The following is a 17782-nucleotide window of genomic DNA, read 5'->3' as shown; positions in this document are numbered from 1 at the left end:
TGTCCCCCCTTAATCATTCGATGTTTTAATAAATTTCATGTTGATGATAGTAATGACCAGGACAACCATGAACATACTTACACCAAGTGCTGATGCATAGCCAAGGTCATTGAATTTAGTAGCGGCATAGTACATTTGCAAGGCAGGTACATAAGTGGAATCCATAGGACCTCCTCCCGTGACAATCAGAATGCCGTTAAAGTCTTGAATGATGCCAATCAGTGCTAAGATGAGCAAAAACTTGAACTGACCCGCAAGAAGCGGCAAATGAATTGACCGAATAATCCGCGGCAAGCCTGCTCCGTCAATCTTAGCTGCTTCAATTAGCTCCCCTGAGATAGATAGTAGGCCTGCATAGAAAACAAGTAACTGAAGGATACCTATAAACGGAAAGCCCATAAAGATAATGGCCCATAATGCGGTGTTCGGATCTCCGAGCCAACCATGCGCCCATGAGCCTAGTCCAATGACTTCCAGTAGATTGTTGAATAAGCCAACGTTAGGATCATAGAAATTTTGCCAAATCAATAGCATCGCAACACCTGGTATAACCATCGATGCCGTAAATGCGGTACGGAAGCCGTACTGCAGCTTCTTGCTCCGCAAATGATAGACTAACTCCGCAACTATCAGTGGAGGAATTAGCGTTTTAATTAATCCCGTTACGATGAGCAGTAATAGATTTCCCATTCCTTTGGTTACGTACGGATCATGAATCATTCGCACGAAGTTGTCTAAGCCGATGAAGGTTGTCCTTCCGCCCGGTTGCCAGTCATAGAAGGAATGAATCAGTCCTGAGAATGCTGGATAATATTGAAAGACGAATAGGAGAAGAAACGTCGGTGCAAGACCGAGATACACCCATTTGGAGCGCCAGATGGAACGAAAGACACCTAGACGATTTCTTTTCTTCATAGATAAGAATAGAGCGAACAAGCCAGCAAATACGATAAGTGACCCAACAGCCCACAAAATCATGGTCATCCTTGCCTTGCCTTTAGCTGCTTCAACCACGCTTCCTACATCGAACTTGTAAATAGCACCTTTGCCCGCACCTGTATATAAATTCTTGCCTTCATTGTCAAATTCAACTTGACGACCCTCGACACTTACTTTGCTTTCCCATAGCTTCTTGCCATTATGATCAAAGATATAGAAGTAACCAGATAGATCCGAAGCACCGACACTCGCTCCATTTCTAGAAAAGCTTACATCTGTAACGATATCCCTCGTTTGTATGATACCGCTCGCTTTTCCCTCTTGATTAAATAATTCTACCGTACTCGATTTCGTTCCGATGGCCATAACGCCCTCGTCCGACACGGCAATACCTTGAATTTGGTCACTTGCAGCTGCTTTATAAACAATTTCTTTATTCTCATTAATGAGGTAAGCATATTGATCCGTTGCAGCAACGGCAATCCATTTCCCGTTAGGAGATACCTTGACATATTTCATTGTCGTTCCAATTTTAACTGCATCATTCTGTTCACCCGTAGCTGCATCGATGAACAGCAGCTGATCAGAACGCTGGGCAACCATAGCAAAAACAGTACCGTCTTGTGATGCAGAAATGCTCTTGATTTGTTTCTTCATATCGATATCCCACAGTTGAACACCGTCTTGGTCATAGGAGTATAGATGGCGGTCGTCTGAAGATATAAATAAACTTCCGTTAGTAAGCAGTTCAACTCCTGTGACTACATTTCCTGTTTTCACTTCAAATAGTTGGGTTCCATCTGCGTCATACATAAAAGCTTGATTACTATGCGTACCAATTGCCAGACGCTTGCCATCCTCCGCAACAGATATGGAGGTAATATTTCCAGCCCCTTCGATGGACCAATTGTCTTTAGCCAAAGCAGCCTGCGGGAAAACGCCTAGCAGCAGTAGTAACGCTAAAAACATCCATGCACTTTTTCTCATGATGGTCCTCCCTTTCTTTCCGTCCTAGTGACGGAGAATACCATTCTCCTATCATTAATGCTCAATCTGCACAGACTAGTCGCCTGTGCAGATTGAAGCTAGCGCATTAACGTTCTGGAGGTCTGCGTTCTGGATTTTCTATGTCGGACAATTCTCGTTTCATTTCATTCATAGCAGGCTCCAAATACTTATCAATATTAGCTTGGAGCTGCTCCAAGTATTGATCAGTTGTTACTTTGCCAGCAAAGTAACGTTGCACCAATCCTACCCAATCTTGAATGGAAGGTTGATGATCCCACATTCCGCGAGCAAGATTGTTAGCTGCACTGCTATAACCCTCGGTATTACCGATCGGCTCAAAGTCAGCGAACGCAGATTTCATTTCATCAGGAAGCACAATGTCCTTAAGGGCTGGTGCACCAGACAGAGCGGCATCAGTACTATTCTGAGTAGCCTCAGCATATACAAGATAACCTTCAGGACTAGTCATATACATCATAAAGTCCATATTCAACTCATTTTGTTTCGCATCCTTATTCACGATACCGTAGAAGCCAACAGGAATTTGAATGGTACGAGCAGGCGCCATTACCTCTGGGCCTTCCATGGATGGCATATTGAAGAATCCATATTCAAACGGCTTCACGCCGCCTTTCGCACCCGTTTTCGCCTCATCAGCAAAGTCTTTAGGCAATTGCCAGTATGAGCCTGGCGTACCTACCATTGTTGCCGCCTTTCCAGTTAAGAAGAGGTTATAAGCTTGCTCCTCTTTCACACCGAAGAAGCCTTCAGGAACATAGCTAAACAGTGTTTTTAAGTTATCTGCATAAGCTTTCCATTGCGGATTTCCAGCGATTTTGAAAGGACCCTCTTTATCTTTTATCGCTTTCCACAGTCTCATTTCGTTTTTCGTTACATTGCTGTTTGAATCATTAAAAGGATCAGTTAAATCATACTTATATGTGTCATCTATACCAGGCACGAATGAGTAGTCTTGTTCCTGAGAACGAGTTACATTAATATAATCTCGCAAATATTGGTCAGCATAGATACGAACCAACCAGCCTGCTTGACCGCTCCACATCGATTTGGCATCGCCCGCAAGAGCTAGCGGTGTGTATCCCGCTTCTTCTGCTTTTTTGAAGGCATCAATTAACTCATTGAACGTTTTAGGCGGTTCAGTAATGCCTACCTTTTGGAAGATCTCTTTATTGTATATCCATACAATTTGTACAGATTCGAAGTTAAGGTTGAAGAGAGTATCCTCTGTGCTTACTCCTTCCAAGTTAATGCCCATTGCTTTGAGATCAAAACTTTCACTCCAAGGTTTACCTGTGTAATTGTTCGTTTTATCAAAGTATGGATAGTAATTCGCAAATTTACCGTCATTCACCAATCCGCCTACTTCGTTATTATTCACAATGTCCACACTTGGTTCGCCTGCTGCGAATTGTGCCGTTAACCATTCTTTGTAACCTTCAGGTGGTTTATTATCCACATTTACTTTGACACCTGGATTCTTTACCATATAAGCATTAGCAACCGCATTCCAGACTGAGGAAGAAGCATTCATTAAGGAAATGTTAATGTTACCAGTCAGCGCGGAGGCTAGCGCTTCGGTACCTGCCGGTGTTTCTGTGTCGGCTGGCGCTTTGGTCACAGCGGCATTGTTCCCACCGTTTTTCCCTGATGAATCATCTTTGGCGCAAGCCGTCAATATGGACAGCAGCATTACGATGCTCAAGAGAATGGAAAATCCTTTTCTTTTGATCATGTTAGTCTCCCCTTGCCCTCATATTTTTCGAAAGTTAAGCGCTTCCATTATAACTCAAAAAAAATGCGTCTCTCCTTCGCAAAGTATAGATCTATCTAATTCGTATACTTTTTAATACAAAGTATACTATTATAAGAGGGTTTTTGCAACATCTTTTTTAGTAATAAATGTATCCTTTGGGATCATTTAATCCCTCATTATTTTATTCAAAAAAAAAATCTCCCATATATTAGGGAGCTTATTCGCTATTTCACTTACCTATTTGTGATTGGTAAAAATCGGAGGAGCTGTGCTGTCTCTCAACACGAGTGTGGGAACAATCTCATCCTTCACCAATCGATTCTCGCCATCCTTAAGATCGAACAAGAGAATCTCTGTGGCACGTTCACCTAGCTTTCTTGTATTCTGGTTAATAGTCGAAAGTCTTGGGTAAGAATACTCACTCGTCTTCACATCATCAAAGCCTATAATACTAATTTCTTCAGGAATTTTCATACCTAAACTTCTTGCGCCATTCATGGCGCCAATCGCTTTATAATCACTTGTGGCAAATACAGCTGTAGGTGGATCCGGAAGCGCCATTAACGCTCTGAAACCTTCTTCTCCCATCAATACTCGCTCATCATCTCCAGCCATAACAGCGATAAGATCAGAATCGAATGGCAACTGATGCTGTGACAAGGCAAGACGATAACCCTGTAGCCTTAGAGAGAACTCTTGGTTTAAATCCACTATAGAGCTGCCGGTCAATATAACGCCAATTCTCTTGTGTCCAAGCGACAACAAATGCTGAGTAGCCAGGTACCCTCCAGTAAGGTTATCCACGATGACATAAGGTATACCCAAATGCGGATAATAGAAGTGAACTGTTAAAATACGCCTATTCTCTGCCTGCCAGGCTGTAAGTCGTGTCAAATCAAACCCGTTACTCATAGTCAACAAAATAATACCGGCATGGGGATCATCCGGAAGTTCGTAATTTTCACCGATATCCCATATATAGAACTCGATCTCATTCTCATCACATATTTGCTTGATCCCTTCAAACATATCTGTAAAGAACGGATGGTTAAATGTGTTCACTTCATAGTTGCGATGAGCGAAATAAATCGTACGGATCTTCTGCATACCAGCGGAAGTTAGGTTCTCACTGACGAAGCTCCCCTTGCCCCGAACCCGGTAAACATAACCTTCCTGCACAAGGTCGGATAATGCCCTTCGGGAAGTAATTTCACTCGTATTATACTCCTTCGCTAACTCAATTTGAGTCGGAAGGGGATCATTTGGCTTAAACTCTCCTGTACTAATCTTGTGTTTAATGTCATTCATTATATATTGATACATCGGAGTCTTGTCCGTCTTGTCGATACCCATCAAACTATCACTCCTAACTTAATTGAGTTAAGTATACTTTATATATAAGCGTTTTCGCAAGGTAAAAGCAATGCTAGACCTATGCGGTCAGGCACTGCCTTTGTAATTATGGACACATTTTGGCCCCATTCATATGCGTATTTAATTCAAGCAATCCACTCGGTCAATTGTAGCTATCATACCAGTAACCCGAACTCTCTCTTCATTCGTTACAACTGATAATTCCTCTAGTCCAATTGCTGTCCATGAGATTCCCTTCGGCAAGGTTGCCGCGTAATTGATCACGCCGTCCTTATCAAGGTTCCACTCAGCCTGTATATCACCTTTTCGAGTTGGAATATTTCCTTCCACCCATTCAATACCTGTTACGGCTTTCGGATGCAGAACAACAGATCCAATACCAAGCTCAGTTACATCAACACCAAGCAATTGCTCACTTAATAAATACGTAGGTGATGCTCCCCATCCATGACATAGACTAACAGGAATGGAGTCTTGCAAATAGGTAGGTGTATGGCCTAAATAAGTGCTGGGTGTTGTAACGAATGGAAGGAATGGGTCGAATGTTTCCCACCAGGTTGTAGCCCCTCTATCCAACATGGACCCCCAATAGTCACGAATTTGAGTAATGGCCGATTCCACGAATCCGTAACGGAATAACGTCTCCAATACGATATGGTAGAAGAATGCTCCGCGAATCTGAGGCAATCTTCCCGGTAAGTAATAGTCCCTAACAAAGGCCTTCACTTCTATCTCATCCATGATGCCCGACCACGCTGCAGCGAAATTGGTCTGTGCAGTCACACTTGTAGATAAACCTTCGTGAGTAAGACAGTCCGCATAGATTGTTGTATCTGGTACTCGAAGCAGATTGCGAACGGCTTCACGCAGGGCGATCGCTTTTTCCCTGATAGCTGTTCCAGCCTCGCTTTCACCCATCTCTTCAGCCATTAATGCTGATGTAATCAGAAACTTATAATAGAAGCAAGAAATAGCTGTCACACGATCTGCCCGTTCAATATCATCTGACCAGTCAATGAAACACCACCAACCTTCACGATCCGCACTTGCGAACAATCCCGATGCATCCTCCTGATCAGTAAACCAATCAGTAAGCCGATTCACATACGGCCATATCTCATGCAGAAAACTTGTATCTTTCGTATATGTGTAATACTCCCATACTCCAAAGAGCCAATGTGCACAGAAATCAGGCAATAGGAATGAATTATGCTGCGGACCCGTACCCGGTATAGAACCGTCTTCATTTTGAATTCGTGCTGCTTGCAGTAAGGACTTGCGAATGAGCGCTGGATCATCGAAGGTTTGATAGACTACCTTGGCCATGACCACCGAATCCGCTATCCATAACGCTCCCTCACGGTGCGGGCAATCTTCAAAATGGTTCTGGCTGTTGACGATTGTCGTATAACGACCCGTCTCCCAAATTTGATTCAGTCGTTCATCACTGCAACGGAATTTCCCTCCATCAACGAACGGATAATGAACGAATCGAACCTGCAGGCTTCTTACTTCAATCGGGACAGGTGTAGCCATAACCGACACTTTCATATAACGGAATGCCCGCCTCCCGAATGGAGACAGCCGATTAGTCCCCTTCCGAAGAAGGTAAGTGTCCATTAGCGCAACTTCCAGCGATTCCCCATAAAATAATTGTAAAACACCGCCTTCTTCTGCGAACACTTCCAGTTCCGGATAACCTACAACCTCAGTTCCAAAGTCATAAGTAATTTGCGGGAAAGAACCCGGTACAGACGCATCGATCATGACTGCCCCAGCTAATGACAGCGGCGCCTCCGGTGAGCTTATCGCCCCCGTAAAAGGCTCAGAGGACACAACGGAAACAGGTGAAACAAGCGTCTCCTTAAGGAAAGGAATTTCTCGCGGCAACAGCCTCGGCCATGGAGAATCGGCTTGCTCAGCTTCTGCAATTACAGCAGCCATTGGCCATGAACTATCCTCATAATCCGATTGTTCCCATCCATCCTCTTGGGAGAGATCCATTATTTCGCGATACCCCCCCCAGTAATGGAGACGACTTACTTCCGGTTTCCAGCGTGGTGAACGTCTGCATTTCCAGTCCGAACCACTCGCAATTGTCCGAATGCTGCTGCCAGCCTCCACACCCTCATCATATAAATCCAACTGACAAATCACACCGCCAGGTCCTTGCAATTGCCCCGTTACAATCATATCCTTGCCGAAGTTATATGCGAGAATAGCTATGACATTGCTCCCCTCTCGCAGATAATTGGATACGTCATACATATCGAATGAAATCCAGGAAAGATCCGCCGGAGTCGGCCCCCTTCCAATCTCAACACCATTCACATATAGCTTATAAGACTGATTGGCCGAAACTCTTAGCTTCGCTTGGTCGGCTGCCTTGTCTACAGTAAAGATTTTACGAGCTTCCACATAAACATTGTTATCATGAGCGGTTCCTGCTGCCCATATCCACTCCGCCTGCCAGCTTTCCTGTATCATGACGTTCCTCCCATAAATTAACCATTAAGGTTAGTACTCTTTGTTTATTTCACAAATTTATATATATAGTTCAATCTTCCTTCAGGTGCTGCATCGCCATACTGAAAGAAATCTGTAATTTCACCTTCATTCTGAATATGATCTACCCACTTGAACTCTAACCAAATTCCCTCGGTCGTCTCATCCATTCCCAATAAAATAAGCGGAAGCTCTAGATGCAGCTCATTCCCTTTGAAGGCGTATCGCACTTCTCCTATTGGTTGCCAATTCCAACCGCCTGTACTTCTCTCCAAGCATGTTGTTGATTCACTAATAACGTTCCTATTAATGATATATTGATAGCCTTCCCATCCCTTGTCGCTCTCCGTTCTAACACGAATAAGTAGCATCATCCAGTGGCGGTCTGTATAAGGTGTTATGGTTGCCTTCGTTTGTGCATAAAAGTAAATACTTTCATCGGTATGTGCCACCTTTAGCGTAACAAAATCATTTCTTCCTGTATTATTCGTATAATGAAGATCTCCATAACCAGGATGATCGCGATCATCTGTATCTCCAGCAAAATCTCTGTACTGCTGAATAATTTGCTGCCATTCGCTGAAATCAGGAGCCATCAAGATTGGCTTTTCCAATTGGAAACTGCCGCCGCATTGCTCCGACATCCCCTTAAAACGACGAATATAACTGATTAATTGCATGTAGTAATGATCCCCATACCCGCCCTTCATGGGCTCGATGTCTCTGCTAAAGTTCAACGTCGCCTGATCTACGAACAACACGGGACGCTCCTTAGTTCCCGGTAACCGCATAGCGATCCATTCATTCCACCCTGTAACGAATACAATCTGTGGATCTTCCTTAAGCGCGAATTCCCACTGCTCTGCGATATTCATCCCCTGATTTATTGTATCCAATGATGCGCCAGCTTCCACTGGCTCCATTCCTTCATAATAGTCTCTCCCCCAATTATCACCATACCCGTAAAAGGGCGTATCGCTCATGGCAATGCTCGGATGCTGTGCAACAGAGACATTAATGATTTCCTTCTGACCTTCATCGTTATAAAAAACACGCTGCGGACGTTGAAACTCAATCCAAGGGAACCCATTCGTCTTTCCATCTTCATTAGGCCATTGATTCAGTCGGAATGTGAAGAATTGCTGTTGCTCTTCATTACATTCATCGGGATTACCAATGATTAGAGGCTTTCCTTTCCATCGAAACCATAAGTGCTCATAACGACCAGTCTTATAGATATCCTCATAAATGTCCAAGACGGTCTTGCCCGATTCCGTGTTCGTGTAGAAAACAAATTGAGGCACTTTGAAGCCCTGACCTTGAATTTCGTCCATAATCTGGAACAGAACATCATAAACTTCCTTGTAAATAGATTGGTTTGTCGTATCAAACACAACAAAGTCCACACCGGAGCTTGTCAGCATTTGTACATGCTTGCGAAGTACCCATGCATCATCATTTAAGTAATAGCCATACAAGGGTTCGCCCCAAAAGTGAAATGAGCTCGGAGGACCCCAAGCCGGATGCTCCGGGTCATGTACAGCCTCTGGCCAATTAGTAATAATCTGGGTGTTGTCATAAGGACCCAATGTCCCATGCTGACCCAACCAAAGAAAATAAAACAGACCTACGTATCGATCAGGGCGTATCGGGCCAGCTTCATCCCTGGATGGCAGCTCTCTTCCAAGCCCGTCAACCCCTCCCCATTGATCGACTAAATGGAGATCATCTTTATCATACATCCTAATTGCCTCCCCTCGAATTAGATGCCAACACACTTCATATAACAAGAGCTCCACAATTGATGATCAAAGTTACTATTGTTAAGCTTAAATTTTAAAACAAAGTATTCTTTACTTTTGATAATATACTTAATTCTATTCAATATCAACTAAATATACTGAATTAATTCTGGTGTGATTATCGAGATATTCCTTTCAAAAAAAGGGAACCGATTGCCCTAATATAGGCACAGCGGTCCCTTTCGTTGTCTGTCGCAGTATTCACACTGCCAGAACGATTAATGAATATAAAATTCGGTCGTTATATTCGTTCACAGAATCTTCATTACCGATCAGCGCCTAAAAATATTTCGTCTAAGAACCGAATGCGGTCGTAGGCAGTAAATATATCATTCAGACGAGCAGTTGAATCACTGATACTTATTTTATTGCTCACTGCCAATGTTATCAATTTGGAATTGCGGGGCCCATGCCATCGCATTACCTACTGCGCGGAATGAAATCTCGATATTATCGATCGAACCGTGATGTGCCCACTCTGAGATATCGACTGCAATTTTATTCCACTGGTCTGGTGACATGGCCTCGGTATGTGTAAAAGCCTCTGTCCTGCTTTTGAGCACTACTCTTGTCTCGTAGGTCGCGTTAGGTACTCCACCATAAGAATTAATATGATAATAGAATACAGGCGAAGCAGTTAGATCGATCGGTGTAGCAGCGGTTACCTTCAATGTCTTCCAAGCATCTGCAGCAGCTGGTTGTGATACAGCCGCTAATGCATAACTGCCTTCATTGGGAGTAGTTGGTCCATTAGCAAAGGATTGAACAGCAGTAATGCTTGCCACATTTCCACCTGCTGTCCAACCCTGTACACCATCCTCGAAACTATACAATATACCACTAGGTACAACTACAGGATCTTTGTCTTGCAGCGGAAACTGGAAGCTTCTTTCTTCATACTTCAACATTAACTTAGGCTCTTCCCCCTCTTTCTTTATATATTTCGTAACTGTCAGCGTAACCGTCTTACTTTGTCCTGTTTTAAGACCATCTAATGAAACACTACTTGGAGAAAATTGAAGCACCTTGCTTGTTTCCACTTTGAGCTTCTTATTAAGCTTGTCAGAGCTATTATTCGTTACAATCACAGAAATCTGTGATCCGACTTCTAGGTTCTGGGACAGCTTGTTCGCGGTTACTTCTAGATTGACGTAATCTTTATTCTCCGTTACCTTCTTAGCGAAAGCTGCCTCATCAATGTACAGCTCACCTTTCCAAGGGTCACCGCCTTCTGTTTGTACCCAAATCTTGATCCGGTCGACTGACTTAGCGCCTTTCCATTTATCAAGAGGAAGCGCTAGCTGCTGCCAGCCAGCAGTCGGATCAATCTTAGCCACTCCCTCTACACTTTCAAAGCCGCTATAAACAATAAACTTGGCATAGTAGTCCTTTTCTGGATTCGCATTAGGAAGCTTGAGCGCTGCGGTGAAATACGGTGTTTTCTTCACATCGATTGGCTGCTCATAGGTCCTCTGTATACCCGCCCAATTTATGCCGAAAGAACTGTTTATTGTAGCCTTCAGAAAGCCTGCACCTTTGAATGCCTCGCCTGTAACACGGGCAACTGAGCTGACTTCATCAGACGCCTCATACCCATCTGTACTGGATTCAAAGCTGCCATCATTGCTGTTGTTCTCTGTTTTTCGGATAAAATCCAATCCAGTCAACATAGGCTCAGACCGATCATTTAGCTTGGAAGGGTCAAAATTTGGAATAACTTCTTTCCAATCATTAATGCCAATGATCGCTTTGGCGAATTCCGTCTCCTCAAGTGATCGGCTGGTATCGATATATTTGAATACATCATAACTGGCCTTATGTTGATCAGGAACGATAACTGAATTTGGTGTATGCGTCCATAGACCGAGGTTCAAGCCCCCTTCCTGTCCATGGTCAACGTGACGGTGCAGAATAAAATTATCAATGCCATCCAAGAATTTAACCTTGTAATAGGCATAAGCGTAAGCTGCTGCCTGAATCTCTTGGTCAGCGGCAGAGTTACTCAAGCTGTGGAAGCCTTGCTCGGATAAAATAATACGGCGCATAGCACCATCAAATAAATAATCAGACTGTTTCATGTAATCTACGAGAACTTCTAGATTTTTGAAGGTAATGCGCTTGGTGTCAAATGATTTCGTTGCCGTTGCGTCGTTCCAGAACCGTGGGTTAAACAGATCTTCTGGATAAGGATGGAATGCGAGATTCCAAGCGAAATCCCCTTCCGCACCTGTCAACTGGGTGAGACGATCCACAATGACCTTGTTATCGTACTTCCACATGGAATCACCTTCTAGGTTCTCATTCCAGAAGTGATCCAATGACACATAGGTTCTCGCATTGGCATACTCCGACTTCACGATCGTATCAACGAGACGAAGCGTCTGTGCATACTCACGAACATAGGTATCAACGGTTTGGGGACCCATATTGTTCCATACTTTATTCTGTCCAATCTCATTCCCAACAATGTAATTAACCGCTCGCCCGTATTGCTCATTCGCCATAGAATAACGCTCGGCCATGAATTTGGTAGCTGCCTTTACATACTTAACGCCAGTCTCATTGGCTGTATTCAAGGCATATACAGTACCACCTGGCTCCGAATCTGGGTGGATTAAATATTCATTCGCTGTTTCGGGATCCTTTGAGTTATACATTATCAAGATGAGTGATACGAGTATGCCATTATCGGACATGCTCTTAATCTCGTTGTCCATTCGTTCAATCTTATCCTTGCGGAAATAATAGGTCTCACCCTCGATCTCGTAAGCGATCGTATTGTCAGGATGATTATTAGCTTTATACATAAGCTCGTTATAGGCAACGTTCAGTGCTGCGTGGCTAATTCCAAGCTCCTGAGCATCTCCAGTCATTTGTACCTGTAGTCCTTTAATGCTCTGTGCTTGTGGGAATGGCTCTGTGTTTACAGCAATCGCCTCTGCATTGGTTACATAGTGAGGGGCATCAATGGCTATATATTCACCCTCGACTGTACGAGCCACAACAACAAACTTAGAGTAAAGCCGACTGCGTTTACCATCGGTTAACCCAATTTCAAACCGGAATGATTGTGCAAGATTAGCTTCGGCGATTGGTGTCTCCGCCCCAAGCACCAATTTCGCATCCTCATAAGTAGCTAATTCAAGCAAGTATAGCTGTTCCGAAGGATGGGCCTCTACGAATGCCTGATTCAACGTACCGTCGATCACCAGTCCTCCGCCTTCAATACGTGCTTGTGCCTTTCCATCGTAAGGCTTCTCCAGCTGTGCAAATTGCTTAAAGCGTATTTGATCTACATTTAAGGTTCCTGAAGAAGCATGCGGTATGATTCGAAATGCTGTAATTTGCCCATTCCAGCCTGACTGATCTGAGAAGTTAAAATCCTTGGTAAATGTTCCTTCCGTCGGAATCGTGAAACGTTTCATATTGTCTTCACTCCAAATGCCATCCCCCGTTCTCCACTGTATGAGAACCTCCGAGGCGCCTGAACCATTCGTCATAGTCAACGACATGCCATTGCGTTTAGCTGTATCAAGCATTAATACCGGCGACTCTAGCAGAGCCTCTCCGTCCCATTCATAGACTAGCTCCCCGCCTGTTGCTCCCACCGTTCCAGTCGAAGCTGTAAAGCCTTCCGTTTCTCCCTCAGCATTAAAGCTGAAGTCAATTGCATTCGTAGCGCTAATATAATCGATCTGGAAGTGACCATTCCAGTAGTCATAGCCTGGTTGACCAGGTGCTGTTTCAGCAAGGTCATAGTTTTGCATAAAAGAAATTTCCATCTTCGTCACAGCATTACGTCCAGCCCATTCATCCAGCTTGATGAACACTCGTTTCCAGCTGTCCGGACGAATCATGGCAACGCTTTCAAAAACATCGTCACCGCTATATAAATTGATCTTAAGAACATAGTCAGCAGACTGCCATCCCCAGCTATTAGCCGCAAAGGCTAAATAACGATAAGAGGTAAGATCGAGCGGCTGATCGAAATCCCGATAAATCGTCCGCCATTCATACACCTTCACATTATCCGGAGTCTGCTCTAACGCTCCGGCACCCTCATAAGGCCCATTAGGTCCATTCAGGATGCTCGTAACAAATTTGAGCTCCTTCGTATTCGTGCCTGCTTTCCAGCCTAATGCATCCACCTGCGTGTTGAAATCATTAATGATTAGAGATGGGAATAGATCCTCTCCTGTTGTAACATGTTCCGATTCCTGAAGCCCAGGATCATAGGCCCCAGCCGAGACTACAGCAGCAAGAAATAACTGAAGCAACATGACCAATACAACCATAGTCGATATTCCACGCAAACGTGACATAAACAACCTCCTCGATCAATTTTATTTTAACTTCGCCTATAATATATTTTAAAAGTATTCTTAAATCAATATACTTTAATTAAAAGTATACTTAATTAATACGTTAGACCTATATAAATAACTTCTGTCTCTTTCGCTAGAAAACAAAAAAACAATACCAAGAGAGCTAATCTAGACCGCTCATGGCATTGTTATATAAAGTACCTATTCCGATCCATTATCCCACGATCAATCCGAATACAACACCAGGCCCATGCACACCAATCGTAAGATCATTCTCAATATCTGCAGACCGGCTAGGACCCGAGATGAAATGAATACCTGCGGGTAGATTATCACTTCCTGCATCATCGAAATGAATCAACACTTCACCTAAGCGAGTCTTTAATCGTTCTATCGGAATAAGAGCAATAAGTACGGTAGGCAACAGACTAACGGATCTCCCCTTGTCCTTGGAGGAGAGTATGACGATGGAACCCGTATGTGACACTGCGTAGTCGGCCATAACAATCCCAATGTCCATTTCAGCTGCACGTGATATCCAGTGTTCATCGGGACTGCTATTCCATTGTAATACTTCGACATTCGATAACTCTTCCAACTGAAGATTATGCAGCTCAACCTCATTCTGATGAATGATCGATCGTGCAGATAATTGTTGTACCTTCTCCTTTATAAAGAAACGCACTTCTTCCATATCGATGCACCTTTGAACATGTCCACCAGCCGCTGTGAAATTCTCCGAAAAGTGTTGAATACGTTCATCTGAAGAAGATTCGAAGGAGTTCCAGAAACCTGGAGCTCCTTGGAAGGGGTGTGGAGGAGCAGTCGTGAGTCGAGGTCGCCCTAATCTTCCTGCTATCCCTTGCATGAATTGTTCTTGCTTTAGATGAGACTCTGATTCCAACTGTGCTAGCCATTCTTGATGTGACTCAGCCATGTACATCTCCTCCTCCTTCCTTTTTCCGATTTCTTACGATGTCTTCCATCCGACTAGAGACGGTGGGGTCCATGTCTTGTAGTCCGTGCCGAATTTCTTGCTCCATCGTGCCCCATTGCTCACGGAACGATTGCTTGGACAGACTTGGAGCCACACGATAGTTGTTCCATCCTTTTAGAGGACCTAACTTAGAAGTGATTTCTCCATTTCGAACCACAAGTCTTTGTGCAATCCTCCCCATTTTTAAAGCGTTCTCATATCTCTTTGAGTTAGACATGACCGCAGCGAATCCACGCATACCAATCGATTCCATGGTGTCTCCAAATCCTCGTTCAACTTTCCGCTTCCGCAAGTAGATCAACATGTCATGCAATGGAATTTTAACTGGACATGCTTCATAACAGGCCCCGCATAAGGTCGATGCACTAGCAATGTCATCCCACTGGTCAATATTTTTATTTAAGGCAGGTGTTAACACAGCTCCAATTGGACCACTGTATGTCCCGCCATATGCGTGTCCGCCAATATGACGGTATACAGGACAAGCATTTAAGCACGCCCCACAACGAATACAGTTCAGTAGTTCTTGGAATTCCGGATCACCCAGTTGTAAGGAACGTCCATTATCCAGAATAATAATATGCATTTCATCGGGTCCATCCGCATCTTCTTTCCTTCGTGGCCCCGTTATGCCAGACATATACACCGTTAATTTCTGCCCCGTAGCCGATCGTGGGAGTAATGTTGCCATCACTTCTAGATCACTCCATGACGGAATAATCCGCTCCATCCCCATCAATGTAATCTGTGTTGAAGGAACGGTCGACACCATGCGCGCATTGCCTTCATTCTCGAATAATACGATTGACCCTGTCTCTGCAATAGCGAAGTTACATCCTGTCATCCCGATGTCTGCTTCAAGAAATTTCTCTCGTAATTTCTTCCGTACGAATCCAGCAAGAATGGATGTGTCCGGTAGAAGCGTCTCTCCGGCTTCTTTCGACAATAGGTCTGCAATCTGATATCTATTCTTGTGAATGGCTGGAATAATGATATGTGATGGCGTCTCTCCGGCTAACTGGATAATATATTCACCAAGATCACTCTCAACCACATCTACTCCGATGGATTCAAGAGCATGATTCAAATGAAGTTCTTCTGTCACCATAGATTTGGACTTCACGACGCTTGCGGCCTGTTTGTGTTCAGCAATCGCTAACGTAATCTTCACAGCTTCTTCAGCCGTATCTGCAAAATGAACATGAACCCCATTCGCTCGAGCTTGATTCACAAATTGATTCAAATAATAATCCAGATGAGCAATCGTATGTAAGCGAATTTGTCGCCCGCGTTCCCGCCACTCTTCCCAGTTCCCTTGTTCCTCTGAAGCCCTTTTTTTGCCATCCCGTAGTCGCTCTGTTGTGAATTTGACTGCCTTCCTTAGAAAGTCGTCATTTAAAGCGAGTCCAGCACGCCCTTTGACTGTAGATGTAGATGCTGCCTTGTTCATGCATGCTTCACCCCTTCATATAGCAACTCCGCTAAATGCATGACACGAATCGGTCTATTCCGATAACGTAAATGACCAGCAATGTTCATAAGACAGGCCATATCAAGGCCGACTAATACTTCCGCTTCACTTTCCAACACATGATCACCTTTCTCCATAACCATCGCACCGGATATCTCAGACATCTTCACTGCAAAGGTTCCTCCGAATCCACAACAGTCTTCAGCGAAGGGTAGGGGAACGAGCTCCATCCCTTTGACATGATGCATTAAGCTCATCGGCTCTTCCTTAATGCCGAGCAACCGACTCCCATGACAAGAAGGATGATATGTTACTTTATGTGGGAAAGTAGCCCCCACATCAGTAACCCCTAGTACCTGCACGAGGAATTGGGTAAACTCATAGGATTTGTCCTGTAAACTCCTAGCCTTCTGTAGAAGTATGGGGTCTTCTTCAAATAACTTAGGATAATGATGAATCATTCCTATACACGATCCTGAAGGTGCGATAACGAAATCACTATCATCAAAAGCCGCAAGAATCGTCTTAGCCGAATCACGTGCTTCCTTCCAATAACCGCTGTTGAATGCAGGTTGACCACAACATGTCTGAATAGAGGGAAATTCAAGTAGGACACCGTATCTCGCTAATAATCGAGCTATAGCTTCCCCTATTTGAGGATACACAGCATCACTTATACAGGTTATAAACATACTCACTTTCATCGTCGCACCTCACTTTCATGCCATCAATCTAGATGCTGAACCCTTATGATGTTATGGATCTTTATAGATCATGGATTCCCAAGCCATGTGCTGCAGGTGTTGTCAATCCATCATATTAAACGGTTGTCACCAGGATAGAACGTTCATTTAACTGCTGAAGAAGTGTTCGATCTAATCTCATATCTGTAATCATCTCACTAACTCCATCAAGATCTACTACATGGGTGAACGATTGTAATCCGAACTTACTAGAATCCGCCATCAGATAGACCTGATCTGAGATACTAATCATTCGTTGTTTCACCTGTGCTTGTAATTCATTCGACTCACTAATTCCCCGTTCTAAATGAACCCCTTTGCAGGAAAAGAAACATTTATCCACATGATAGACCTCTAGTGAACGCTCAGCCGACGGACCTACAAATGATAGGGACCTTTGAGCAAGCAATCCACCTGTAGAAATGACTTGGATCTTTTCTTTACCGCTCAGCTCCATCACGACTTTGATTGAATTAGTTAGAACAGTGAGAGGGATATCCGGTAGATTGGCAGCCATATACCACGCCGTAGTACTCGCATCAAGAAGGATTCGATCATTTGGCTCTATTCGATTAACGGCTTCCTGGGCGATTCTCCTCTTCTCGTCAGCATGCATAATCTCTCGTTCCCCATAGGGCGTCTCGGGGTGATGATCCTTGATATTTACTGCCCCACCATGAGAACGACGTAACCGACCTGACTTCTCTAATCGATCAAGATCTCGACGGATCGTCTCCTCTGTCACTCGGCATAACTCACTGAGTTCCGATACACGGATGCTCCCTCTATCATTCACCAAACCAACAATTTTCTCATATCGTTCTGCAACTAGCATAACTTACCT

The 17782-nt window shown here is 43.9% G+C and carries 10 protein-coding genes; all 10 read right to left on the bottom strand.

Features of this window, described 5'->3' with window-relative positions; genetic code table 11:
- Positions 1-9: 9 nt before the first annotated feature.
- The 10 genes from AC1D69_RS08090 to AC1D69_RS08045 all read right to left on the bottom strand — a co-directional run bounded on the left by AC1D69_RS08090 (position 10) and on the right by AC1D69_RS08045 (position 17773).
- A complete protein-coding gene (locus AC1D69_RS08090) occupies positions 10-1926 on the bottom strand; it encodes an outer membrane protein assembly factor BamB family protein (protein WP_495455614.1) in 1917 nt (638 codons plus the stop codon).
- A gap of 106 nt (positions 1927-2032) precedes the next feature.
- A complete protein-coding gene (locus AC1D69_RS08085; protein WP_495455613.1) occupies positions 2033-3700 on the bottom strand; it encodes an ABC transporter substrate-binding protein in 1668 nt (555 codons plus the stop codon).
- Positions 3701-3958: 258 nt separating this feature from the next.
- On the bottom strand, positions 3959-5074 hold the full coding sequence (locus tag AC1D69_RS08080) for a GntR family transcriptional regulator (protein WP_495455612.1): 1116 nt from the start codon (positions 5072-5074) through the stop codon (positions 3959-3961).
- A gap of 141 nt (positions 5075-5215) precedes the next feature.
- Entirely contained in the window at positions 5216-7582 is a 2367-nt protein-coding gene (locus AC1D69_RS08075) for an alpha-L-rhamnosidase-related protein (RefSeq protein WP_495455611.1), read from the bottom strand.
- Positions 7583-7626: 44 nt separating this feature from the next.
- On the bottom strand, positions 7627-9342 hold the full coding sequence (locus tag AC1D69_RS08070; RefSeq protein ID WP_495455610.1) for a hypothetical protein: 1716 nt from the start codon (positions 9340-9342) through the stop codon (positions 7627-7629).
- A gap of 425 nt (positions 9343-9767) precedes the next feature.
- The gene (locus tag AC1D69_RS08065; RefSeq protein WP_495455609.1) at positions 9768-13724 is read right to left on the bottom strand and encodes a DUF5722 domain-containing protein; all 3957 of its coding nucleotides are present in this window, start codon (positions 13722-13724) and stop codon (positions 9768-9770) included.
- A 217-nt stretch (positions 13725-13941) separates the two neighbouring features.
- On the bottom strand, positions 13942-14664 hold the full coding sequence (locus tag AC1D69_RS08060; RefSeq protein WP_495455608.1) for a LutC/YkgG family protein: 723 nt from the start codon (positions 14662-14664) through the stop codon (positions 13942-13944).
- Positions 14657-16174 carry a LutB/LldF family L-lactate oxidation iron-sulfur protein gene (locus AC1D69_RS08055; protein WP_495455607.1) on the bottom strand — a complete coding sequence of 506 codons (1518 nt, stop codon included), beginning with the start codon at positions 16172-16174 and terminating at the stop codon, positions 14657-14659. Before AC1D69_RS08055 ends, AC1D69_RS08060 begins: the two co-directional genes overlap by 8 nt.
- Positions 16171-16899: a (Fe-S)-binding protein gene (locus AC1D69_RS08050; RefSeq protein WP_495455606.1), complete on the bottom strand. Its 729-nt coding sequence runs from the start codon at positions 16897-16899 to the stop codon at positions 16171-16173. Before AC1D69_RS08050 ends, AC1D69_RS08055 begins: the two co-directional genes overlap by 4 nt.
- A 115-nt stretch (positions 16900-17014) precedes the next feature.
- Entirely contained in the window at positions 17015-17773 is a 759-nt protein-coding gene (locus tag AC1D69_RS08045) for a DeoR/GlpR family DNA-binding transcription regulator (protein ID WP_495455605.1), read from the bottom strand.
- Positions 17774-17782: the final 9 nt, after the last annotated feature.

The organism is Paenibacillus sp. Y301, from assembly GCF_059445505.1.
The sequence above is the reverse complement of the archived record's forward strand: the minus strand, read 5'-3'. Positions and strand labels throughout refer to the sequence as shown.